Below are 20,761 nucleotides of genomic sequence, written 5' to 3' on the forward strand. Positions count from 1 at the left end.
AACGATTGTCAGGATTCCAGTGCTTCGCGTCCATTGAATTTTGAAACCTGCGCCGTCCACTCGTCGGGAAAGTGCTGCATTGCGGTCTTCAGAGTCAGGTCTGCGAACTGCTTGCCATCAAGGACAGCTGTGACGATCTCGGGAGCCAGCAGTGTAAGCCGCAGGACTCGCGTCAGGAACGAAGGCGTCACGCCTTCCCGTGCCGCCAGCTCTGTGATCGTGGCGAACTCGCCCGACTCCAGCAACCTCTTCCAACGGAACGCTCGGGCCAGCGCCTTGACTAGTGTGCTGTCGGTCCGGCGCGGTTGCTTGACGCCCTCTGGCAGCTGCATCTCCTTGCGGCCGCCGCGCTTCACGAGGCGGAATGGCACGCGCAGCGTAACGGTGTCCGGGATCGGGGCCCTGCTGGTCATGCTACCGCCTCGATGTTGTTTGCAAGCATTTCGCGCGCAAGACCACGGAGACCGTCGACGCGGAGCTCGACGTTCAGGCCTTCCGTGCTGATGTCCACCCGCTCCACCAGCAGCGCCACGATGCGCGCCTGCTCGGCCGGGAAGAGTTCGTCCCAAAGCGGGACAAGCTGCTGCAGGGCCAAGCTGGCGTCGGCTTCGGTGATCTTCTCATCCTGCGAGCGGGCCGCCTTCCACGTCCCAGCGACTATCTCAGGTTGACGGAACACTGCGCGCAACTGGTCGATGACTGCGGTTTCGATTTCGCCCGCAGGGACGCGACCCACTGGACACGTTCCGGTGCCATGCTTGAGCACCGTCTGACTGACATAGTATCGGTAAAGCTTGCCGCCCTTGCGCGTGTGGGTGGGAGAGAACGCCGCGCCATCGGGGCCATAGAGCAACCCTTTCAGCAATGCGGGCGTGTCCGCGCGGGTGCGCGCAGAACGTTTGCGCGGGCTTTCGGTCAGGATGGCATGGACCTTGTCCCAGACCGTGCGGTCAATGATGGCTTCATGCTCGCCGGGATAGCTGTCGCCCTTGTGGACAGCTTCACCGATGTAGGCGCGGTTGTTCAGCAGGCGATACAGGTATTTCTTGTCGATCCGGTTGCCTCGGCTGGTCTGGACGCCCCGAGCGGCCAATTCCCTTGCCAGCTCCGTGCCCGATCCGATCTCGATGAACCGGGCGAAGATCCAGCGGACATTGGCGGCATCGGCCTCCTTGATGATCAGTTTCCGGTCCTTCACTACGTAGCCCAGTGGAGGCACGCCGCCCATCCACATGCCCTTCATCCGGCTGGCGCGGACCTTGTCGCGGATCCGCTCGGCCGTCACCTCGCGCTCGAATTGCGCAAAGGACAGAAGAATGTTCAGCGTCAGTCGCCCCATGGACGTTGTCGTGTTGAACGATTGCGTCACCGAGACGAATGTCACACCATTCCGGTCAAACACCTCGACCAGTTTTGAAAAATCCATCAGCGAGCGAGACAGCCGGTCGATCTTGTACACGACGACCACGTCGACCAAGCCATCCTCGACGTCCGCGAGCAGCCTTTTCAGGCCGGGGCGCTCCAGCGTGCCGCCGGATATACCGCCGTCGTCGTACTGGTCGCGGACCAGCACCCAGCCCTCGGACCGCTGGCTGGCGATATACGCCTCGCAGGCTTCCCGCTGGGCGTGCAAGCTGTTGAACTCCTGCTCCAGCCCTTCCTCGGAGGATTTCCGTGTGTAAACGGCACAGCGCAGCTTCCTGACAATCGGTTTGGTCATTTGCCCCTCCGGTGGTTTTTCAGACCGAAGAACACCCAGCCGTTCCAGCGCGTGCCGGTGATGGCGCGGGCAATGGCCGACAGCGATTTGTATGGGCGCCCCTGCCAGTCGAAACCGTCGGCGGTGACGGTGACGACGTGCTCGACACCCTGCCACTCACGGAGCAGCCTTGTGCCGACGATGGGCGTCATGTCCGCGCGGATGCGGCTCTTTTTGCGGTCGCCGCCATCAAGTTGCTCGCCGAGGGCCTCCAGCCTTTTCACCGTTTCCGGCTTCAGGCCGCCATACGCCAGCTCCTGGATGCGATAGGCCAGTCGGCTCTCAAGGTAGCGACGATTAAACGGCGACGGTTCGCTGTCGAACAGGTCGCGCCATTGTTTCTTCAAGTCTGGCGTCGATGTCGTCTTGAGCGCGGCCAGGCGCGCGGGGATAGGATCTTGTTTGGTCATGCGTTTCTCCGTTGAGTTGGAGTTGCATGACGCCATTGGTCGGCAGGATAGTGTAGGCAACTTTCTCCAGTTTCGTCAGATACTTCCGCCCGGTCACGCATCCGCAATCGGACCAGCCCAAGGGCCAGCAGCCCGCACAACTCGGCACGACGTTCCGCTGGCGTCATCTGGTCGGCTGGAAATGGATTGGGTCGTTTCATGTCTCGGGCTGCCGTGATTGGTGATGTCGTTACCAATCAAAAGCCACCCCGAAGCTCCGTGTGGGACATGCCGCACCCTGTTGGCTACCCATGAGTGCGAACAAGTAGTGAACATCACCTCTTGCGAAAGAAAGTTTCGTCAACGATTATCAGTGGTTGAATCAGGTAGAGAGCAAACATTCATTGAGGTGATTTCATGGCGCGCAAAGCAATTCCGATCGGTCCCAATATTCTTGCGTTGATCGAAGATGCGCGTATCGATCTTGCCCGAGCAGCGCTCTCCGTCCGAGAGGGCGAAAACGAGCCAGATTTCGCCCTGCCAGATAACCCATCTGACCTGACAGATGACGATGCAGTGGAGGCGTTTCGGCTGGACCTCATCCAAACGCTCTCTGAATTTGATCAGGATGAACTGCGACCGGCAGAGCAGCGATCACGTAGAATTCGGGCGCTCGCAGACGGAAAGGGCGTGACCTCCCTCACGACAATTATCAAGCAGCAACTCGATGATACGCAGTCGCAGGAGTTCGACCGACAACCAGACCAGCTCTGCAGAAGCATATGGACCTATCTCAATGCGCGCGAAACGTTCGAGGACGCGGAAAGCTTTCATTTTGCTCGACAGTTTCGTGAGCACGGAAAGCTTTACGACGCCTTCGAGGTCGAGCTTGAAAATCATTTAGCCTTCGATGCGACCGCAATCGACGAGATGGCACTGGCGGCCAAGATCAAGGGGGTGCTCGAGCTGAAACCCGAGATTTCCTGCACGGTGAAAGCGCTCGATCTGCCCGCAACTGAAACACACCCCGCGTCCATAATGCTGATCGTCCGGCATGGCGGGCCGCTGTCCAGCGTCTATGACCATCGACACGACGGACGCAGGGGAACCATCTATTATCGACCACCCAACGAGGCGACGCTGATCTACACGCCATCGCTTCGTCAGATCGAGGTCTGTGCGGACAGCCCGGTGGTTCGCCAGACGGTCAGCGACTCGTTCGCCGAAGTTGCCCTCGGCCACGACATCTCCCAGAAACCGCTGACCTGGAAGCGCTATAACCTCTCGCGGTTTCGGACATCGCTTCGTCTGCAGCCGCCGGAAATCGATGGCTACGCATTCGCGTTTGCCCGCGTCGTGGAAGCCGAGATCCGGCTCGGGGTCTGGCGCCGCAAGCTGCAACTGAAGGTCGCCGTCGATGACGACATTGAAGAGGTGGCGGACAAGTATCTGGGCACCAGAAACATATTCCGCCGTGCCGAAGCTTTCAGTCGGATTGCCATTGCTGTCGCCTACAACCGGGTCGGCGACGAAAAGGAGCGGACGCTCAATCTCACGATCTCCGGCACGAAAAGCTGCAATCTGCAAAGCAAGACGGATCCCGAAGAGCGCGCCCTCGGATTCGCCCTCCTCAAGGAATGGGGGATCCTGAGCGCATTCCGGCAGATCGCGTCCGATGACCTGCAGGCGATATTTCCCCAACTGGTTCAACTCCATGACCGCATTGAAGACGAGGTCAGCGGCAGCTACCTCCGGGAACTCGGGCTCGACCCCAGCCGTCTGATCGAAGGCGGGCTGCTAGAGCGTCGCGACCGTCAGGATGTGGTCCTGATCGACGACGACGACTTTGCCGGGGAAAGCACCGTGAAGCCCTCGGCGGTTGAAGGCATCGTCAACACGATCGGCCCATTTGGCGAGGACGGTGGCAAGCGACCTGCGTCGGATGTCGAGATGTTTGCGATCAATGGCCAATGGCTACACGAGACCCTCATGCGTCTGATAAAACCGCTCTTGAGCAAGCGGACAGCCCAGATCCTCGACCCGGACCTGACCCTTCTCGGTGCAATGCAGGTGGATGGCGCTGAAGTGCCCGTCTATTTCGCCCGACGACTCAATGACCCGAAAACCGCGCAAAGACTGGATGTGGCCCTACGCGCGCGGAACACAGCTGGCGTCGGCATTATCCTCGCAGCAAGTGAGGAATTGCCATTGCACCTCGGCTCCAACGTCGTTGTGCCGCTTCTGTCCCATCTCGCATCGGCGGACGAGGATCTCCTGTTCACGCGCGATGGCATCGAACTCGCATATAGAAACAACATTTCGCTCGCTCGCGGGGGTGTGTCGCCGCGCGTCGTTCGGGCAGGCACGCAATCCGGTACTTTGTACATTCCGGGCAAGGAGCCGCTGCACCTCGCGGGGAACGATCAGCTGACAATCTTCGAGCGCCTTGTAGCTGCTTTCGTCAGCGGTAGTACGGATGTCTATGTCGGAGACCTGATGAAGGGTTTCGCGGCAAAGAGTCCTCAACCTGCGTTCCGCACAAAAATGTGGAAGGACATCGTCGATATCTACATCGGCAAGGGTGCGAAGCGTGGGTTCTGGCGCCTGATCACCACCGCGGTGCAAACAGGCGAAATCGTCGACGCCGAGGACGATGCTGAAACTCCCGTCTAACGACGGTCTAACATGTCGTGAGAGACGGTCTAACAAACCGCTGATTATTGGAAAGGCTCACTCATAAGAGGAGCATTCCAATGCCGACTCCCGATACTTCCCGCCAGCCAGCCCAGATGAACTGGACCGGCGGCGCAGAGACGAAACCCACCACTTTGAGCCCCGAATGGCGCTGCACGCGCTGTGACAAGCTGCTTGGCGTCTGCCGGGACGGCCGTATGCACCTGCGTTTCGCGCGGGGCCACGAGTATTTCGTGGGCTTTCCGGTCGTGGCCACCTGCCGCGGCTGCGGAACGCTGAACCAGGCGACATCACCCGCGCGCTGAGGCGCGCATCTCACCACTTCCCTGAAATCGCAGAGACGCACGACGTCCTGACCTGGCCACAAAAAGGCGCTGGACGCCTGGCCGCAAGGCAGGCGTCCAATGTCTATCGCGTGGCACGAGATCCGTGATCACCTCATGTTTTCTTCTTCAACTCTTGGTTTTCAAAACACCTTCGATGAGCTCCGGCGCAGCAGCGAGCCGCTCGCGCATTTCGCTGATCCTGCTGCTTTACTGGACACGCTGCACGTCGGTTGCCGTGCGCCAGACGACAAAAATCGGTTGCTGGTTGCACTGGTCGCGGCCGCGCAGTCCGGCGGCGCGGCCTCCGATTGTGCCCTGACGCTGATGCTGCTGGCGCTCTGGCCGGGGCTGGATGCCGTTCGGCGCAGATCGATCTGGCGCAGGATTGGCACCGGTGACGAGGTTGCATCCGAAATCCTTGCACGGGCTTCCGAGGCCATTCGGGGTCTGGATCTGCAGCGGGTCAACTGGATCGCAGCAACTATCCTGCGGAATATCGAGCGGGACTTGATCAGAACGCGTCAGCGCGAGGATCGGCACCAGAGCCTCCGCAGTGAGGCCGATCCTGACGAAATTCCGGCCGACGGTGGAGTGCCTGAGGCCACTGCCAGCCCCGGACTGCTCCACGGCGATCTGGTCCGCATGATCGGCACGGATGCGGATCTGGTGATCCGTGTGGCCATCAACGGGTTCTCTCAGGCCGAGGTCGCATTCGAGATGGGGCTGTCCGAGGCGGCGACGCGCAAACGCTATCAGCGGGCGACCCGGCGTCTGCGCGACGTCCTGCAAGAATTTCGCTGACCGGATGTCCCGATCCCTGCGGTGCGGTGGCTTTTCCCATTCAGACGCCACCGCGCGCCCCACTCAAACCGAAAGTCGACCAGCATGATCAGCAAAGCCGACCTCTTGTCCGCAGACCTCAAGCGCATCCCCGGCCTCTACCGCCGCTGGGAGTTGCCGGAAATCCTGAAGAACCAGCGTGCCTACCGCATCGAAAATGCCGGTTCCCATCAGGACGGGACGCCACTCGTGGCGGTCTACGCCGAGGCCGAGGCCGACGCCGATGCGGGCCAGCCGGACGACCTGCACAACGCCTCAATCAAGGGCGCCGAAGCGGCCTCGGTCCCCGCTGGGACGATGTCGCGGCGGCCTGAGTAGAGGGGAAAGGAGGAGACATGTTCATGGAAACCACACCCTTTATCACCGTTCGCGCCGGCCGACCGCTGTCCGAGATCGAGTTCTGCGCCTGGGTGGCGCAAGCCGTTCCCGGCGACCGGCTGGAATACCATCGCGGCTTTCTGGTGCTCGACATCTTCCCTGTGTTTTCAGGGCTGTCGGATGCGGCGCGCGTCGAGTTGAGCAGGCTCGGATCGCGGGCCTTCTGGGCCGCTGAACTTGGACTCGTGCATCTCGTCCAGCAACGCGTGGGGCCTGACCAGTTCGCCTATATCGCCGTCGCCCGGCCCAAGCCCAAAGCGGCCGCCGTCTCGCTGTCCGAACTGCTGCTGGCCGAACAGGAGGCCGTGTGATGCCCGCCTTCCAATCCTTTTTCACCGATCACGGAGACCATTTCATGCCATTCCCCGAGAACACCCCCACGCCTGACGATCTGCCATCTCTCAGCGCCGCCGAGGTTGCGGCCCTGCCGGTCGAGTTGCTGGCGATCCTGCAACGCGAGATCGACGAGCGTTTGAAGCGCGACAAGGCCGCCAAGGCCCGCTTTGATGCCGGACTGGCCGTCCGCTATGCCACCTGGGCCGCCGAAGAACGGAAGGTTTCGGGCAAAGACACCGGCGCAGTCCGCTTTGATGATGGCGATTTCACCGTGGTCGCAGATCTGCCGAAGCGGGTGGATTGGGATCAGGACCGGCTGGCCGACATGGTCGCGCGGATCCGCGATGCAGGCGACGACCCCGCCGAATATGTCGATCTCTCCTTCAAGGTGCCCGAGCGCAAATACGCCGCCTGGCCAGAGGCCATCCGGCAGGGATTCGAGCCCGCGCGCACCGTCCGGCCCGGCACGCTGAAGGTCGAGATCCTCGCCCAGGGGGCAGACCAGTGAGCCTTCCCATCATCAGCGCCGACCAGCGGCTGGCCGAGCCACGCGGCATCAAGGGCTGCATCTTCGGCAAGAGCGGAATCGGGAAAACTTCGCTGCTCTGGACCCTCGATCCCGAGCGCACGCTGTTCATGGATCTCGAAGCGGGCGACCTCGCCATCGAAGGCTGGGCGGGCGACAGCATCCGGCCACGCACCTGGACGGAATGCCGAGATTTCGCGGTGTTCATCGGCGGGCCTAACCCGGCGCTGCGCGATGAGCAGCCGTATAGCCCGGCTCACTATGCGGCGGTCTGCGACCGCTTCGGCGATCCGGCAGCGCTCGACCGCTACGACACGATCTTCGTGGACTCGATCACCGTGGCGGGGCGACTGTGCTTCGGGTGGTGCAAGGGCCAGCCCGAAGCGCTGTCGGAGAAGACCGGCAAGCCGGATGTGCGGGGCGCCTACGGTCTGCATGGCCGCGAGATGATCGGCTGGCTCACCCATCTGCAGCACACGCGGGCCAAGAACGTCTGGTTCGTTGGGATCCTCGACGAGAAGCTCGACGATTTCAATCGCAAGGTGTTCCAGCCGCAGATCGACGGATCCAAGACCGGGCTCGAGCTGCCGGGGATCGTCGATGAGGTGATCACCATGATGGAGCTGAAGGCCGACGGCGGCGACCCCTATCGCGCCTTCGTCTGCCACACGATCAACCCCTGGGGCTTTCCAGCCAAGGATCGCTCCGGTCGCCTGGATCAAGTCGAAGAACCCCATCTCGGCCGCCTGATGGCGAAGATCCGGACGGCAGCGACGCCTCCATCCGACCGGCTGACCTACGCCCCGCCGCCTGCCGATCCGGCCGGTGCCGACCAATCCCAACCGCAATCCTGAAAATAGAAGGAGGTTCCCCATGGGTTCCTGGAACGATTTCAACGACGCGCAGAGCAACACCAACCTGATCCCAAAGGGCACGCTGGCCAAGGTGCGCCTGACCATCCGCCCCGGCGGCTTCGACGATGCCTCACAGGGCTGGACCGGCGGCTATGCCACGCGCGGCTCGACCGGTGCTGTCTATCTCAACGGCGAGTTCACGGTGACCGAGGGCCAATACGCACGGCGCAAGATCTTTACGCTGATCGGGCTCTACAGCCCCAAGGGACCTGACTGGACCAACATGGGCCGCAGCCTGGTGCGTGGCATGCTGAACTCGGCGCGGGGGATTTCCGACAAGGACATGTCGGCCGAGGCGCAGGCCGCGCGACGCATCAGCGGCTTTGCCGATCTCGACGGAATCGAGTTCATTGCCCGCATCGACATCGGCACCGACGCAAGCGGTGACGACAAGAACGAGATCCGCAGCGCGGTCACGCCTGACCATCGCGATTATGCGCAGGTCATGGGAACGGCGGCCCTGCAGTTCAGTGGTAACGCCGGGCCGGGGGCCACTCCGCAGCATAATGCTGCCGCCCAAACGTCCTCGCCCAATCCGCCAGCAGCCAACCCCGGTGCCCCCGGGCGGCCGAGCTGGGCGCAGTAAGGGGGAACGGTCATGCGCCTGCGCCCCCGCCAGAAAACCTTCGTCGAGCGCAGTGTTGCTGCGCTCGCGTCCCGCGGCAACACGCTGGGTGTGGCTCCCACCGGCGCGGGCAAAACCATCATGCTCTCGGCGGTCACCGGCGAGATGATTGGCGACGGTGCCAAGGCCTGTGTTCTGGCGCATCGCGACGAGCTCACGGCGCAGAACCGCGCCAAGTTTCAGCGCGTGGTGCCGGAGGTGTCGACATCTGTGATCGACGCGACGGAGAAATCCTGGGGCGGCGACGTCACCTTCGCAATGGTGCCGACGCTGGCACGGGCGTCAAACCTGGCCGACATGCCGCGCCTCGATCTGCTGGTGATCGACGAGGCGCATCACGCGGTGGCGGACAGCTACCGCCGCATCATCGACCGGGTGCGCGATGCAAATCCCGACGCGAGGGTGTTCGGGGTGACGGCAACGCCGACCCGGGGCGATCGCAAGGGTCTGCGCGAGGTCTTCGACAATGTCGCCGACCAAGTGCAGTTGGGCGAGTTGATTGCGTCTGGCCACCTCGTGCCGCCGCGCACCTTTGTCATCGATGTGGGGGTGCAGGAGGAATTGAAGTCGGTCCGCAAGACCAGTGCCGATTTCGACATGACCGAGGTGGCGGACATCATGGACCGCGCGCCTGTCACGGACGAGGTGATCCGACACTGGACCGAAAAGGCAGGCGACCGTCAGACGGTCGTCTTCTGTTCAACCGTCGCCCACGCGGACCATGTGACCGAGGCATTCTGCGCCGCGGGGATCACGGCTGCGCTGATCCATGGTGATCTGGCTTCTGAGACCCGCAAGGCCATCCTTGCCGATTACGCGGCGGGCAAGACCCGCGTCGTCGTCAATGTCGCTGTGCTGACCGAAGGCTGGGATCATCCGCCCACCGCCTGCGTCGTGCTGCTGCGTCCCAGTTCCTACAAATCCACCATGATCCAGATGGTCGGGCGCGGGCTGCGCACCGTCGATCCTGAGGAACACCCCGGCCTCGTCAAGACCGACTGCGTGGTGCTGGATTTCGGGACATCGAGCCTGATCCACGGCACGCTGGAACAGGATGTCGATCTGGATGGCAAGATCGGCACCGGTGAAGCACCGACGAAAACTTGCCCGGCCTGCGCGGCGGAGATCCCGCTGGCCGCCACCGAATGCCCGCTCTGTGGCGAGGCATTGCTGCCGGATGAGGGTGAGACCGGCGCCGACTCTGCCCCGCTCTCGGGCTTTGTCATGACCGAGATCGACCTGCTGAAACGCTCGAGCTTCGCATGGGTCGATCTCTTCGGCACGGACGACGCGCTGATGGCTACGGGCTTTACCGCCTGGGGCGGCATCTTCTGGATGGGCGGCGTCTGGTACGCCATCGGCGGGGCCAAGGGCGAGCGGCCACGCTTGTTGGGCGTCGGAGAACGCACCGTCTGCCTCGCTCAGGCCGACGACTGGCTCAACACCCACGAGAGTGATGAAAGCGCCTTCAAGACAAGGGGATGGCTGCGTCAGCCACCGACGGACAAGCAGCTGAAATACCTACCGCCCGAGTGCCGGCACGACTTCGGCCTGACGCGCTATCGCGCCTCGGCGCTGATGACCTTCAGCTTCAACAAACGCGCCATCCAGGCAGCCGTGAACGCGGTGGCCGGATCCGAACGGAGGGCGGCATGACCCATGACCATACCAACACCGATCACGGCCGAGGGCCGGCGGCGTCTCTGGCATCCACGTGGAACGCTCTGTGCTGTCTGTCAGCAACCCACGCGTGGTTTTGGCTGGCGCGATCCACACCGGTCGAAGCGGCCCCGGCCATCAGTCTGGTTCTGCTCGATGCCCTGCCAAGGTTTCTGGACGCGTTTGGCGCGGGAGCGTTTTGCCATGGTTGATCTGACCGAAGAAGAGCGCGCCGCCATCACCGCCACCATGAAACGCGTCGCGCTGCTGATGGATGAGATCGGCTGGCAGACAGCTTTCGCCGATCTGTGTGAGGCGCAGGTGCGCGCCCTGATCGAGGAGGCTGTCGAAGGTTTCCGCGAGGCCATGTCCGACATCGCGCGGGCCCAGACACAGGAGGTGCCGTTCTGATGCTGGACTTCAATCACCGGCCCTCCACGGCGGAGCGGATCAACGCGCTGGTCGACGCAGCCCTCATTGCCGAGCGCGAGGCCACACCGCCCCGGACCTATCTCGGCGCGTCTCGCTTGGGGCACGCTTGCGAACGCGCGCTTCAGTTCGAGTTCGCCGGTGCACCCAAGGATGACGATGCCGATTTCGGCGGCCAGACGCTGCGGATCTTCGCGATCGGCCACCAGCTCGAGGACCTTGCGATCCGCTGGCTGCGGGCCGCTGGGATCGATCTTGTCACCCAAAAACGCGATGGCGGCCAGTTCGGCTTCTCCGTCGCGGGAGGTCGTATCCGGGGCCATGTCGACGGGATCATCGCTGATGCTCCGGCGACGCTTGGTCTGCGCACCCCGACGCTCTGGGAATGCAAGACCATGAACGCGAAGAACTGGCGCTCCTGCGTCAATGACGGGGTCGCCGTCTCCAAGCCCGTCTATGCCGCCCAGATCGCGATTTACCAGGCCTACATGGAGCCCTCGGTGCCGGGGATATCGGCGGCCCCGGCGCTATTCACCGCCATCAACAAGGACACGGCCGAGCTGCACCATGAACACGTGCCGTTCGATGCCGATCTGGCGCAGCGCATGTCCGACCGCGCCGTGCGGATCCTGCAGGCCACGGACGCGGGCGAGTTGCTGCCCCGTGTCGCGGCCAACCGGGATTTCTTCGAATGCCGGTTCTGTGCCCATGCCGAGCGGTGTTGGAGCCTGGCTGCATGACCGACGAGCCCAGCGATCCATCCGACCCCGTGCAGGACACACCTATGCGCGACGACACAACGCCAGATATGCCCAAGGAGAATATCGTCCATTTCAACCCGTGGCGCGATTTCAACGACGCGGCCCCGCAGATCGACGTGTTCGGGGACGAGCCGGACCCTGCGCAGATCGCTCAGTTCATGCAGGTTGTCTTTGGCTACTGCGACGGTCTGATCCCGGTCCGCAGTTTCATCGACAAGGGGCAAGGCATTGATGGCCGCCCGCATAACATCTGGCTCGATGCCGATCAGGCCGCGCCGGAGAAGATGGCGACTTTCGCCACATGGGCCTCGCGTGAGGGCGCGGCGGTCTATGTGATCCCCGGCACAGTCGCGGCACCCGGGCAAGCGAAGGCCGCCGAAATCCTGCAGATGCAGACCGTGGTGGTCGATCTCGACACCGGCGATATCGCTGCCAAGCGCGCCCATCTGGAGCGTCACCTTGGGTCGCCGACCATGGTAGTGGAAAGTGGCGGTGTGACACCGGAGGGTCAGCGGAAAGCCCATGTCTGGTGGTCGCTGACCGAGCCTGCCGAGGGCGACGACATCGCCCGTGTCTGCCGTCTGCGCGGCGACATCGCGGCAAAGGTCGGCGGCGACATGCATTTCCGCTCGGCCCACCAGCCGATCCGCGTGGCGGGTTCGGTCTATTACAAGAACAGCCTGAAAACGCAGGTGCGGATCGTCGAGCTAAACGCCGACCGCGAACGCGACCTGGCCGAGTTCATGGAGGCCGTGACCGACATGCCGCCCGCGCCAGGCGTGTCCCTGCAACCCGAGTTCAGCCATCCCGACAAACCGGCGATGGACGATGTGCTGGTCACCCCGGTGCGCGAGGGGGCGCAGGACGATTGGTCCCGCTTCGAGGGCGCATCTGCTGCGATCGGGCATTTCATCCGCATGGTCCACGAGGGCCGGATGACAAAAGACGAAGGCTGGGAGGGCATCTGCGGCTACAACGCCGCGATGCTGCGGCCGCAATGGCCGGTCGAACGGCTCAAGCGCGAGTCCGAGCGCCTCTGGGAGCGGCATGTCGAGAAATACGGACCGCCCCTGATCCGATTGGATTCCGGCGCACCGGGACCGGCCGAGATGCCCGCATTCACGCTGGGCGCGCTGCTGGACGACCAGAGTCCCATGCCGGAAGACATCATTGCGCCGCGCGTGCTGACGCCAGGTGGGCTGCTGGTGCTGGGTGGCGCGCCCAAGGTTGGCAAAAGCGATCTGCTGATCTCCTGGCTCGTACACATGGCCGCCGGTGTGCCGTTTCTCGGCTTCACGCCGCCACGACCGCTGCGGGTCTTCTACCTACAGGCCGAAATCCAGTATCACTATCTGCGCGAACGACTGAAGCAGATTGCCCTCCCGCCGGAGGTGTTGGCCGCCGCGCGCGATACCTTCGTCGCCACGCCGAAACTCAAGCTGCTGCTCGACAACGAGGGCAGCGTGCGCGTGGCGCGCGCCGTGCAAACGGCGTTCCCCGATGCACCGCCCGACATCCTCTGCGTCGACCCGATCCGCAACCTGTTCGACGGCGGGCCCGACGGCGGCGGCGAGAACGACAATTCCGCCATGATGTTCTTCCTCAAGGAGCGCATCGAGGTCTTGCGCGACCATATCGACCGCGATTGCGGGGTCATCCTGATCCACCACACCAAGAAGCTCAGCAAGCAGCAGGTAAAGGACGATCCCTTCCTCGCACTCTCCGGCGCCAGCGCGCTGCGCGGGTTCTATACGTCCGGCCTGATCCTGCACCGTCCCGACGAGGAGGCCCCAGAACGCAAGCTGGAAATTGAGCTTCGGAACGGACCCGCGCTGCCCTCCAAGCTGATCGACAAGGTTGGCGGTCAATGGATCGAAATCAACCCAATGAACGAGCGGCTGGTGCGCCAGAACGTCGGCGCAAAGCATGATGCCGAGCGCAACCGTAAACGCGATGTGATCCTCGACCTGCTCTATGAGGAAGCCGCCAGCGGGCATCTCTACACGACAATGCAATTCGCCGAAGCGTTCGAGAACCAGAGCGGGCTTGGCAGTAAATACACCATTCGCGAACGGTTGAGTGTTCTGGCCACGAAGGGCCACGTCAAGTTCCTGCGGGATGGCAACGTGTTTGGCTATCCGAAGGTCAGATCCCGTTTCGGATATCTCTGTGTCGACGGGATGCGGTTTCGCCCCGAAGAGCGTATTGATCCGGAGACCGGCGAGGTTTTCGAAGACGCCGATCCCGTTCTTCCCAGCCACTACAAATGCCCGAATTCCGGGGTCTGCATGGACGTCGAAAACCCGGCTGTCTGGGTCTATCCGGAGACGGTTGCGGACGCGGATTGTGGGTCACCAACTCCTAAGAGTGAGGCCTAACTCCTATGTCCTCCCCAACTCCTGTTTCAATTAAATCAACGACTTATCGCGCCAGAGGAGTTAGTGGCCCAACTCCTCCCCAACTCCTCCGAACTCCTAATTTTTCGTTCTTTATCAGCGCGTTACCCGGAGAGGAGGAGTTAGTGTGGAAAGCCCCCATACTACGTATGGGGCGCCAACCAGCAGGTTTGGCCCCCATCCCATACGCAGACGGGTATCCGCGCGCGGGCCGATGTGCACCGAGCCCTTCACCTTTCGAGCAGCAATGGAGATGACAATGTCGAACAGGCAAATTGAACCCGTGTGCGAACACCAGCTGGCACCTCTGCCCGGTACCATTCTTGCCCTGGATCTCGGGACAACCACGGGCTGGGCTCTGCGGTCCACGGACGGTCTAATCACCAGCGGCACCGCATCGTTTAAGCCTGGGCGCTACGACGGTGGGGGCATGCGGTACCTGCGCTTCACGAACTGGCTGGGCGAGTTGGAGCGGTTGTCCGGTCCCATCGCTGCCATCTGGTTCGAGGAAGTCCGTCGCCATGCCGGGACCGACGCGGCTCACGTCTATGGGGGCCTGATGGCCACCCTGAGCAGCTGGGCCGAGATGCGAGGAGTGCCCTACGAGGGCGTGCCGGTCGGCACCATCAAGCGCCACGCCACCGGCAAGGGCAACGCCAACAAGGACGCCATGATCGCCGCCGCCCGGGCCCGCGGGTTCAGCCCGGCCGATGACAACGAAGCCGATGCCATCGCGATCCTCCTCTGGGCCATGGAAACCCACGGAGGTGCGCAATGACCTGTATGCGCTTCACGCCCAAGGGCTATGGTGGGCATCGCCGCCAGCCCGATGAGGTCAAACGGGATGGCTGGAAGGAACAAGGCCTGCTTGCCGTCGCCATTGACGATGACCGGTTGACCTGGCCCGAGCGGGAACTGGTGCGCCAGCTTGGCGAGCGTCTCTACGGCAAACTTGAACGGGAGGCGCGCCATGGGTGAGTGGACAACCACACGTGTGGAGGACCGGCTGGAGAGCGCGGCCGACGTCTTCCGCACCTTGCCCGGTGTCATGCCGCAGGGCTTCTTCAACGCCTGGCCCGAGTATTTCCACAGCTTCGCGGACAAGGTTGGTCAGGAGCCGCAGATGCGGCGGCCCCGACCGGGCCCGCGCCAGATCACCGAGGCCGAGGAGGCTCTGCTCTGGCTGCGCTGGCTGGAACGGGATGATGCCCGGATCGTCTGGCTGCGTGCCGAACGCACGCCGTGGAAACCAATCTGCTGGGAGATGGGGCTGAGCCGGACAGCGGCGAACAAACGCTGGCAGTTCGGGCTCGCGGTGATCACATGGCGTCTGCATGGCCGGATGCCTCCGGTCCGGCGCTCGCAGCAGTTCGTCATCGAAAACGCCAACTGCCTGTCAAGAAAAATCGTCTTGTGAGGCAATTTTCCGGTGTACATCGCAGGGCCTTACACATTTCGAGAATGAGGCTACAAATTGGATATACTCGGGAGAGGAGCGCGCAGGCAGACGCCGCGCAGCTGGCTTCCGGGGTCCACCCAAGGGTCCAGCCGGGGTCCAGGTCGCTAACCCACTGAATTCACGGGTCCTTCCTGGCCCGAAACGTATACGGGCGGGCGAAGCGCGCAATATCGCCAGCGACAGGGCCGGTTTTTTGGGAAGCCACCCCGGCGGGCATCCACCCGCGACCTGCTGAAAACCACGACAAAACAGAACTTTGGCACCGGATACGCCCGGTGGCCGCTGGACCCCTCGCGGAGTCCAGACTGGCTGCCGGCATCCGGAGTCAACCCGATTGAGGGGGACCGACCCGCATGACCCTGAGCTTTGCCCCGGACGCGATTGAGACCTGGCCGCTGGCCAAGCTCCAGCCTTATGCCAAGAACGCAAAGGCGCATGGCGCGGACCAGGTTGCGAAGATCGCCGCCAGCATGGCCGAGTTCGGTTGGACGGTGCCGTGCCTCGTTGCTGACGACGGCGAGCTGATCGCGGGCCATGGCCGGGTCCTGGCCGCCACGCAGCTCGGGCTAACCGAGGCACCGGTGATCGTGCTGGGTCACCTGACCGAGGCGCAGCGCCGGGCCTACCGGATCGCGGACAACAAGCTGACCGAACTGGGCACCTGGGACGAGGCGCTGCTGTCTGCGGAACTGAACGACCTGCTGGCGGAGGACTACGATCTGTCTCTGGTCGGTTTTTCCGATGGTGAGTTGGACAAGCTGCTGGCCTATGTGCCGGAGGAGGATGGCGACGAAGGTGGTGCCGGGGGCTCTGTGCCGCCGGTGACCATTCCCGAGCCGCCGCGCAATCCGGCATCGCAAACCGGCGACCTGTGGATCCTCGGCGATCACCGGTTGCTCTGCGGCGACAGCACCAGCGCTGCCGATGTACGCCGCCTGATGAATGGCGAGCGGGCGATCCTGTTCGCGACCGATCCGCCTTACCTCGTCGACTACGACGGCTCGAACCATCCGACACGGAACAAGGATTGGTCGGCGTCTTATGGCACCACCTGGGACGACAGCAGCCAAGGTGCGGAACTGTACGATGGCTTCATCGCCGCTGCAGTGGCTGAGGCAATCGCCGAGAACGCGGCCTGGTATTGCTGGCACGCCTCGCGTCGTCAGGCGATGCTGGAAGCATGCTGGGAGAAGGCTGGGGCATTCGTTCACCAGCAGATCATCTGGGTGAAAGACCGCGGTGTCCTGACCCGGTCGCACTATCTCTGGAAGCACGAGCCCTGTTTCATGGGCTGGCGTCGACCCAACCGCCCGCCAAAGGTGGCCGAGGAAACGCTGTCATCGACATGGGCGCTGCCGAGCTTTGCCAAGGACGAACGGCCCGATCATCCGACGCCGAAACCGCTCGACGCGTTCGGCATTCCGATGCGGCAGCACGTGGCGCGCGGCGGTCTCTGCTACGAGCCTTTCTGCGGCTCCGGCTCGCAGATCATGGCCGGTGAAGCCTATGGTCGCCGCGTCTTCGCGATGGAAATCAGCCCGGCCTACATCGACGTTGCCGTCGAACGCTGGCAGGCCGACACGGGGCGCGAGGTGATCCTGGACGGTGATGGCCGGACCTTCGCTCAGGTGCGGACCGAGCGGCTGGGCGACAATGCTGACGTCTCCGCCGATGTCCCGGCCGCAAACGGCGAACCCGAGTCCGCCCGCGACCGCAAATCCGCAGCCTGAGGCAATGCATGACCTGGCTCTACCTTCCTCCGGGTGCACTTCCGGAACTGAAGACGCATGCCTGTTTGGCCTCTCGCTCTGCTCCGGCGCAGGCGGGCTCGACCTCGGGCTCACCATTGCCATCCCCGGATATCGAACTGTGGGCCATGTCGAACGGGAAACCTACGCCGCGGCCATCCTCGTGGCACGGATGGAAGAGACGGCCCTGGATCCAGCGCCTGTCTGGGACGATGTTGCCAGCTTCGACGGCCGCCCGTGGCGCGGTGCGGTGGACATCGTTACTGCGGGATATCCGTGCCAGCCGTTCTCTGTCGCGGGCAAGCGCCGGGGTGCCGACGACCCGCGCCACCTTTGGCCGCATGTCGCGCGGATCATCAACGAGGTCGAGCCGCCCTTCGTCTTCCTCGAGAATGTCGCCCATCATCTCCGCCTCGGCTTCCCCGAAGTCGCCAGCGGACTGGTCGGCATGGGCTACCGCCTTGCGGCGGGTCTCTTTACAGCGGCGGAAGTCGGTGCGCCGCACAAACGCGAGCGGCTGTTCATCCTCGCCATCCGCGAGGGCTCCGAACTGGCCGACCCCTCGCGCCTGCTCTGGCACCCGGTCGAGTGGCGGCAACCGGACGGAGATGTTGCGGCTATGGCCGACGCCGAGGGCAAGCGCGAACGAGAACCGGCAGACGAAACTAACGCCCTCGCAAGAAGCGGGCAAGCATGGGATGAACCTGGCGACGAGCGCCGCGATGTGGCCGACGCCGCAGACCGACAGCTTCCGGAGCCGGGGCGGAGACCGGAAACACGAGAAGGGTCTGGACGGTATGGCGCGGGACTTGCCGACGCCGATGGCGAACGATGGGTGCAAGCCGAGCGCGGGCAATCGCAAGACGGCCGATCTGACCCATGCCAGCCGCATGTGGATGACGCCGACGGCGCGGGATCACAAGGATGGGGCGACGACACTGGCGAACACGCCGGTCAACGGCCTTCTTGGCCGCCAGGTCCTGGTGACGCCGATGGCTGGGAGCAATACCTCCGATGTGCGCCGGACCTTGAACCCGCTGTTTGTCGAGGCGCTGATGGGCTGGCCCACAGGGTGGACCGGCTTCGCCTCTGTGGCAACGGCGTGGTCCCCTTGGTTGCGGCGCATGCGCTGCGAACTCTCGCGGCAGAACTGCTGGCCGCCGGATGAGGCGGCGACATGAAGCAATCGCGCCTCATGTCGCTGGCCGAGGCCATCGCCAACGTATTTGTCGGCTACGGCGTCGCGGTCGTCACGCAGATCCTGATCTTCCCGATCTTCGGCCTGCACACGACGCTGGCGCAGAACCTGAAGATGGGCGCGATCTTCACGGTGGTCAGCATTGCGCGGTCCTTCGCCCTGCGGCGGGTGTTCGAGGCGATCAGGGTAAGATAATGTCATTCTGACATGCGAGCTGGCGCGATTAGAGTCGTGGGGTGATGCTAAAGATTGATTTGATTGAATAAGGAGATTTCATGTTCTCAGATCGGCTTCTGGCAGCTCTCGGCGCATGGCAAAACGGATGGCGCGAGGACCGCACCCGCCGCATACCAATTACCGAAGAGCTACTGGAGGCAATTTCGGAGCAGCGTCTGCCGGAACGGTTTGTCACATGCACTGAAATTTGTTTTCGGAAACGCTTCTTGGTACCTAACAACCAACAAAACGGCGGGGACTTAGGCCCTCTTTTTCTCAATGGGAACATCGACGAGGGCGTCGCGTCTTGGACTACCGACCCCAAGTTCGCACAGGAATTCAAAGACCCGCTCCGAGATGGCACGTTCTCAGCGGTATTTGCTCACCGTCCAAACGCGGACGAGGTGGTTTTGAATGTGCCCGCGCTCTGGTCAGACCCGGCCTTTCGGGCAAGAGTCGCAGAGTTCGAAGAAGGCAATGGCTTGAACGCTAAGGCGCTGACCTATTTCAGATTTCGGCAGAGTGAAGTCATATTGACTGCAACGCTCAGGTACGACGAGGTGCATGCTGTCTGTGGAAGAAGCAGTCCTTTTGAGGTTCTCTGCGAGCTTCAGGGGCTTACTACGGACGCAGAGCGAGATTCCTATTGGAAGGAGTTGGTCGCTGCGAACAAGTTTCCTGAGGAGCCCTGTTGGATTGCCGGACCAAGAGTAAAGAATGTGCTCGAGCGGACGAAGGTTAAGTTCCTGAACCAATTCGGGGACGTGATAGACAAGGTAATTGACCGCTGAACCATCAGCGTCTGAAGCCGAGTTGTCTCGTCGGACCTCTACCGCGCAAGGGTAACTGCCGCCCACGTCTGGCGGCAGCATAGAAACTCGCCGCCGCTATCAAGCGCTGGGGAGACTGTAGACCCTGCCACGCCCTTCGACCTTTTCCGAGGTCACTTCGAGCCCGAGCTTTTTCTTGAGCGCACCGGACATCGCGCCGCGCACCGTGTGTGACTGCCATCCGGTTGCGGCCATGATCTCTGCGATGGTCGCGCCCTCTGGCGCGCGCAGCATGGCGATGAGCGTTACCTGCTTGGTGCGTCCGCGTGGGGTGCGCGTCTTGGGTGCTGCATCCTCGGTCGGTTTGGTTTCCACGCTGTCAGTCTCAATGCCGATGGCGGCGAGCCCTGCGCCGGTGGCGATCAACGTGACGCTGTGGCCGTCTCCAGTCTCGCGCCAGACCGGCTCGCCCTTGCGCATGTCGGCTTCGACCTCTTCGAGGAGGCCCTTGGCGAGCATCGCGCCGACCACCTTGGACGCGGCACCGCCGCGCAGGCTCTCGGGCAACGGCAGGGCAATGCGGTCCTCGTTCTGGGCCGCGCGCGACAGGATGATTGTCTGGGTGCCGGAAAGTCTGGTCATGGGGTCGTCTCCCGTGTTCGGACCGCGACCGTCGCGGTCTTCTACGACCCCAAGCCGCGCAGGGCGCGCGGCCGGAGTTTGGACGTCTGCCCGAGGTCAGATCAGGCCAAGGTCTCGCAGGAGCGCTGCGGCGTCGGGCAGTCGGTCGGTGGCGACGTCGATTGCGATTGTCATGCTGTCGGCGGTAAGGCGCGCCCAAGCGTTGGCTTCCTCTCTGAGCGATGCTTCTATTTCGTCGAGGACGGCCGGGATGCGGCTCGTGTCCCAAGGCTCGTTGAGGCTGTGAATGGCGATGCGGATGGTGCTGGTTTCCATGGGACTCACTCCGCGTGCTCGCCTTCGCTGAAAGCGCTGTAGGTGATGCGCTTCAGGAGGCTGGCGTAATGCTCAAGGGTGCCGACATGGCCCCAATTGATCTCGTCGGCGTGGGCGTTGAAGTGGTCGTCGCTGAGGCTTGTTAAGCGGGCCAGCATTTCGTCGATCTCGGCCTTCTTGCCGATGAAGGCGGTGAGCGCTGCTTCCTTGTTCCGCGCAGCCTTCTCGGCGCGAAGTTGGTGGCGGGGTGTGGTGATCGGGTTCAGGCGGGTCATCATGGCGGCTCCGTTGTGAGTTGCATCGTTTTCGTAGGATCACGTTCGCTCTACTTCGGAGGCCTATCAACTACATAAGAACATGATTTTGAATGATAATCGGAGC

General features: G+C 63.0%; 26 protein-coding genes and 1 pseudogene. 21 read left to right on the top strand and 6 right to left on the bottom strand.

Annotated features, from left to right (window positions below; all coding sequences use genetic code 11):
* Nucleotides 1-8: 8 nt before the first annotated feature.
* Genes DA792_RS05770 through DA792_RS05780 form a run of 3 tightly spaced genes read right to left on the bottom strand, consistent with a single transcriptional unit; the run spans nucleotide 9 to nucleotide 2,169 of the window.
* Entirely contained in the window at nucleotides 9-413 is a 405-nt protein-coding gene (locus DA792_RS05770; RefSeq protein ID WP_107718900.1) for a hypothetical protein, read from the bottom strand.
* Nucleotides 410-1,720 carry a recombinase family protein gene (locus tag DA792_RS05775; RefSeq protein ID WP_107718901.1) on the bottom strand — a complete coding sequence of 437 codons (1,311 nt, stop codon included), beginning with the start codon at nucleotides 1,718-1,720 and terminating at the stop codon, nucleotides 410-412. The genes DA792_RS05770 and DA792_RS05775 overlap by 4 nt, the downstream gene beginning before the upstream one ends.
* Complete coding sequence (locus tag DA792_RS05780) at nucleotides 1,717-2,169, bottom strand: DUF2924 domain-containing protein (RefSeq protein WP_107718903.1); 453 nt, start codon at nucleotides 2,167-2,169, stop codon at nucleotides 1,717-1,719. The genes DA792_RS05775 and DA792_RS05780 overlap by 4 nt, the downstream gene beginning before the upstream one ends.
* 396 nt (nucleotides 2,170-2,565) lie before the next feature.
* On the opposite strand from DA792_RS05780, the gene DA792_RS05790 reads away from it, so the two are divergent.
* From DA792_RS05790 to DA792_RS05885, 21 genes and pseudogenes are all read left to right on the top strand, one after another.
* Entirely contained in the window at nucleotides 2,566-4,821 is a 2,256-nt protein-coding gene (locus tag DA792_RS05790) for a hypothetical protein (RefSeq protein WP_107718907.1), read from the top strand.
* Between the two features lie 80 nt (nucleotides 4,822-4,901).
* On the top strand, nucleotides 4,902-5,147 hold the full coding sequence (locus DA792_RS05795; protein WP_107718909.1) for a hypothetical protein: 246 nt from the start codon (nucleotides 4,902-4,904) through the stop codon (nucleotides 5,145-5,147).
* Between the two features lie 99 nt (nucleotides 5,148-5,246).
* Complete coding sequence (locus DA792_RS05800) at nucleotides 5,247-5,969, top strand: RNA polymerase sigma factor (RefSeq protein ID WP_107718911.1); 723 nt, start codon at nucleotides 5,247-5,249, stop codon at nucleotides 5,967-5,969.
* Nucleotides 5,970-6,053: 84 nt separating this feature from the next.
* Nucleotides 6,054-6,326, top strand: coding sequence for a hypothetical protein (locus DA792_RS05805; protein WP_107718913.1), 273 nt, complete (start codon nucleotides 6,054-6,056; stop codon nucleotides 6,324-6,326).
* Nucleotides 6,327-6,343: 17 nt separating this feature from the next.
* Nucleotides 6,344-6,697 carry a hypothetical protein gene (locus DA792_RS05810; RefSeq protein WP_199908122.1) on the top strand — a complete coding sequence of 118 codons (354 nt, stop codon included), beginning with the start codon at nucleotides 6,344-6,346 and terminating at the stop codon, nucleotides 6,695-6,697.
* On the top strand, nucleotides 6,697-7,230 hold the full coding sequence (locus DA792_RS05815; protein WP_199908123.1) for a hypothetical protein: 534 nt from the start codon (nucleotides 6,697-6,699) through the stop codon (nucleotides 7,228-7,230). The genes DA792_RS05810 and DA792_RS05815 overlap by 1 nt, the downstream gene beginning before the upstream one ends.
* Nucleotides 7,227-8,102, top strand: a complete 876-nt coding sequence (locus DA792_RS05820; protein WP_107718915.1) for an ATP-binding protein — start codon at nucleotides 7,227-7,229, stop codon at nucleotides 8,100-8,102. The genes DA792_RS05815 and DA792_RS05820 overlap by 4 nt, the downstream gene beginning before the upstream one ends.
* 19 nt (nucleotides 8,103-8,121) lie before the next feature.
* Entirely contained in the window at nucleotides 8,122-8,748 is a 627-nt protein-coding gene (locus DA792_RS05825) for a hypothetical protein (protein WP_107718917.1), read from the top strand.
* 12 nt (nucleotides 8,749-8,760) lie between these two features.
* Nucleotides 8,761-10,443: a DEAD/DEAH box helicase gene (locus DA792_RS05830; protein ID WP_107718920.1), complete on the top strand. Its 1,683-nt coding sequence runs from the start codon at nucleotides 8,761-8,763 to the stop codon at nucleotides 10,441-10,443.
* Nucleotides 10,440-10,658, top strand: a complete 219-nt coding sequence (locus DA792_RS05835) for a hypothetical protein (protein WP_107718922.1) — start codon at nucleotides 10,440-10,442, stop codon at nucleotides 10,656-10,658. Before DA792_RS05830 ends, DA792_RS05835 begins: the two co-directional genes overlap by 4 nt.
* A complete protein-coding gene (locus tag DA792_RS05840) occupies nucleotides 10,651-10,857 on the top strand; it encodes a DUF6511 domain-containing protein (RefSeq protein ID WP_107718924.1) in 207 nt (68 codons plus the stop codon). Before DA792_RS05835 ends, DA792_RS05840 begins: the two co-directional genes overlap by 8 nt.
* Nucleotides 10,857-11,615 (top strand): hypothetical protein, encoded by a 759-nt coding sequence (locus DA792_RS05845; RefSeq protein WP_107718926.1) that lies wholly within the window; start codon nucleotides 10,857-10,859, stop codon nucleotides 11,613-11,615. The genes DA792_RS05840 and DA792_RS05845 overlap by 1 nt, the downstream gene beginning before the upstream one ends.
* The gene (locus DA792_RS05850) at nucleotides 11,612-14,014 is read left to right on the top strand and encodes an AAA family ATPase (RefSeq protein ID WP_107718928.1); all 2,403 of its coding nucleotides are present in this window, start codon (nucleotides 11,612-11,614) and stop codon (nucleotides 14,012-14,014) included. Before DA792_RS05845 ends, DA792_RS05850 begins: the two co-directional genes overlap by 4 nt.
* A gap of 448 nt (nucleotides 14,015-14,462) precedes the next feature.
* Nucleotides 14,463-14,810, top strand: a complete 348-nt coding sequence (locus tag DA792_RS05855; protein WP_439099383.1) for a hypothetical protein — start codon at nucleotides 14,463-14,465, stop codon at nucleotides 14,808-14,810.
* Nucleotides 14,807-15,010, top strand: coding sequence for a hypothetical protein (locus DA792_RS05860; RefSeq protein ID WP_107718933.1), 204 nt, complete (start codon nucleotides 14,807-14,809; stop codon nucleotides 15,008-15,010). The genes DA792_RS05855 and DA792_RS05860 overlap by 4 nt, the downstream gene beginning before the upstream one ends.
* Nucleotides 15,003-15,449, top strand: coding sequence for a DUF6362 family protein (locus DA792_RS05865; protein WP_107718935.1), 447 nt, complete (start codon nucleotides 15,003-15,005; stop codon nucleotides 15,447-15,449). Before DA792_RS05860 ends, DA792_RS05865 begins: the two co-directional genes overlap by 8 nt.
* Nucleotides 15,450-15,844: 395 nt before the next feature.
* Nucleotides 15,845-17,221, top strand: a complete 1,377-nt coding sequence (locus DA792_RS05870) for a site-specific DNA-methyltransferase (protein WP_107718937.1) — start codon at nucleotides 15,845-15,847, stop codon at nucleotides 17,219-17,221.
* Nucleotides 17,222-17,225: 4 nt separating this feature from the next.
* Nucleotides 17,226-17,735 (top strand): annotated as a pseudogene (locus DA792_RS22725) (DNA cytosine methyltransferase); the annotation flags it as partial.
* Between the two features lie 202 nt (nucleotides 17,736-17,937).
* Complete coding sequence (locus DA792_RS22730; protein ID WP_254679735.1) at nucleotides 17,938-18,420, top strand: hypothetical protein; 483 nt, start codon at nucleotides 17,938-17,940, stop codon at nucleotides 18,418-18,420.
* Entirely contained in the window at nucleotides 18,417-18,632 is a 216-nt protein-coding gene (locus tag DA792_RS05880; RefSeq protein WP_107718940.1) for a DUF7220 family protein, read from the top strand. The genes DA792_RS22730 and DA792_RS05880 overlap by 4 nt, the downstream gene beginning before the upstream one ends.
* Before the next feature lie 80 nt (nucleotides 18,633-18,712).
* Nucleotides 18,713-19,444: a hypothetical protein gene (locus DA792_RS05885; RefSeq protein ID WP_107718942.1), complete on the top strand. Its 732-nt coding sequence runs from the start codon at nucleotides 18,713-18,715 to the stop codon at nucleotides 19,442-19,444.
* A gap of 99 nt (nucleotides 19,445-19,543) precedes the next feature.
* Here the strand turns inward: DA792_RS05885 and DA792_RS05890 are convergent, their stop codons facing one another.
* The 3 genes from DA792_RS05890 to DA792_RS05900 form a co-directional block, all read right to left on the bottom strand.
* A complete protein-coding gene (locus tag DA792_RS05890) occupies nucleotides 19,544-20,065 on the bottom strand; it encodes a DUF3489 domain-containing protein (RefSeq protein WP_107718945.1) in 522 nt (173 codons plus the stop codon).
* A gap of 96 nt (nucleotides 20,066-20,161) precedes the next feature.
* The gene (locus DA792_RS05895) at nucleotides 20,162-20,380 is read right to left on the bottom strand and encodes a hypothetical protein (RefSeq protein WP_107718946.1); all 219 of its coding nucleotides are present in this window, start codon (nucleotides 20,378-20,380) and stop codon (nucleotides 20,162-20,164) included.
* 5 nt (nucleotides 20,381-20,385) lie between these two features.
* Nucleotides 20,386-20,658: a hypothetical protein gene (locus DA792_RS05900; RefSeq protein WP_107718949.1), complete on the bottom strand. Its 273-nt coding sequence runs from the start codon at nucleotides 20,656-20,658 to the stop codon at nucleotides 20,386-20,388.
* Nucleotides 20,659-20,761: the final 103 nt, after the last annotated feature.

The organism is Celeribacter baekdonensis (assembly GCF_003047105.1).
GTDB lineage: Bacteria > Pseudomonadota > Alphaproteobacteria > Rhodobacterales > Rhodobacteraceae > Celeribacter > Celeribacter baekdonensis_B.

Coding starts and splice junctions, on each gene's coding strand:
- DA792_RS05830 (WP_107718920.1), top strand. CDS start 8,761: ATGCGCCTGCGCCCCCGCCAGAAAACCTTCGTCGAGCGCAGTGTTGCT.
- DA792_RS05865 (WP_107718935.1), top strand. CDS start 15,003: ATGGGTGAGTGGACAACCACACGTGTGGAGGACCGGCTGGAGAGCGCG.
- DA792_RS22730 (WP_254679735.1), top strand. CDS start 17,938: ATGAACCTGGCGACGAGCGCCGCGATGTGGCCGACGCCGCAGACCGAC.
- DA792_RS05870 (WP_107718937.1), top strand. CDS start 15,845: ATGACCCTGAGCTTTGCCCCGGACGCGATTGAGACCTGGCCGCTGGCC.
- DA792_RS05790 (WP_107718907.1), top strand. CDS start 2,566: ATGGCGCGCAAAGCAATTCCGATCGGTCCCAATATTCTTGCGTTGATC.
- DA792_RS05900 (WP_107718949.1), bottom strand. CDS start 20,658: ATGATGACCCGCCTGAACCCGATCACCACACCCCGCCACCAACTTCGC.
- DA792_RS05890 (WP_107718945.1), bottom strand. CDS start 20,065: ATGACCAGACTTTCCGGCACCCAGACAATCATCCTGTCGCGCGCGGCC.
- DA792_RS05850 (WP_107718928.1), top strand. CDS start 11,612: ATGACCGACGAGCCCAGCGATCCATCCGACCCCGTGCAGGACACACCT.
- DA792_RS05815 (WP_199908123.1), top strand. CDS start 6,697: ATGCCCGCCTTCCAATCCTTTTTCACCGATCACGGAGACCATTTCATG.
- DA792_RS05895 (WP_107718946.1), bottom strand. CDS start 20,380: ATGGAAACCAGCACCATCCGCATCGCCATTCACAGCCTCAACGAGCCT.
- DA792_RS05855 (WP_439099383.1), top strand. CDS start 14,463: ATGCGGTACCTGCGCTTCACGAACTGGCTGGGCGAGTTGGAGCGGTTG.
- DA792_RS05885 (WP_107718942.1), top strand. CDS start 18,713: ATGTTCTCAGATCGGCTTCTGGCAGCTCTCGGCGCATGGCAAAACGGA.
- DA792_RS05880 (WP_107718940.1), top strand. CDS start 18,417: ATGAAGCAATCGCGCCTCATGTCGCTGGCCGAGGCCATCGCCAACGTA.
- DA792_RS05840 (WP_107718924.1), top strand. CDS start 10,651: ATGGTTGATCTGACCGAAGAAGAGCGCGCCGCCATCACCGCCACCATG.
- DA792_RS05780 (WP_107718903.1), bottom strand. CDS start 2,169: ATGACCAAACAAGATCCTATCCCCGCGCGCCTGGCCGCGCTCAAGACG.
- DA792_RS05860 (WP_107718933.1), top strand. CDS start 14,807: ATGACCTGTATGCGCTTCACGCCCAAGGGCTATGGTGGGCATCGCCGC.
- DA792_RS05805 (WP_107718913.1), top strand. CDS start 6,054: ATGATCAGCAAAGCCGACCTCTTGTCCGCAGACCTCAAGCGCATCCCC.
- DA792_RS05825 (WP_107718917.1), top strand. CDS start 8,122: ATGGGTTCCTGGAACGATTTCAACGACGCGCAGAGCAACACCAACCTG.
- DA792_RS05810 (WP_199908122.1), top strand. CDS start 6,344: ATGTTCATGGAAACCACACCCTTTATCACCGTTCGCGCCGGCCGACCG.
- DA792_RS05770 (WP_107718900.1), bottom strand. CDS start 413: ATGACCAGCAGGGCCCCGATCCCGGACACCGTTACGCTGCGCGTGCCA.
- DA792_RS05795 (WP_107718909.1), top strand. CDS start 4,902: ATGCCGACTCCCGATACTTCCCGCCAGCCAGCCCAGATGAACTGGACC.
- DA792_RS05775 (WP_107718901.1), bottom strand. CDS start 1,720: ATGACCAAACCGATTGTCAGGAAGCTGCGCTGTGCCGTTTACACACGG.
- DA792_RS05800 (WP_107718911.1), top strand. CDS start 5,247: ATGTCTATCGCGTGGCACGAGATCCGTGATCACCTCATGTTTTCTTCT.
- DA792_RS05845 (WP_107718926.1), top strand. CDS start 10,857: ATGCTGGACTTCAATCACCGGCCCTCCACGGCGGAGCGGATCAACGCG.
- DA792_RS05835 (WP_107718922.1), top strand. CDS start 10,440: ATGACCCATGACCATACCAACACCGATCACGGCCGAGGGCCGGCGGCG.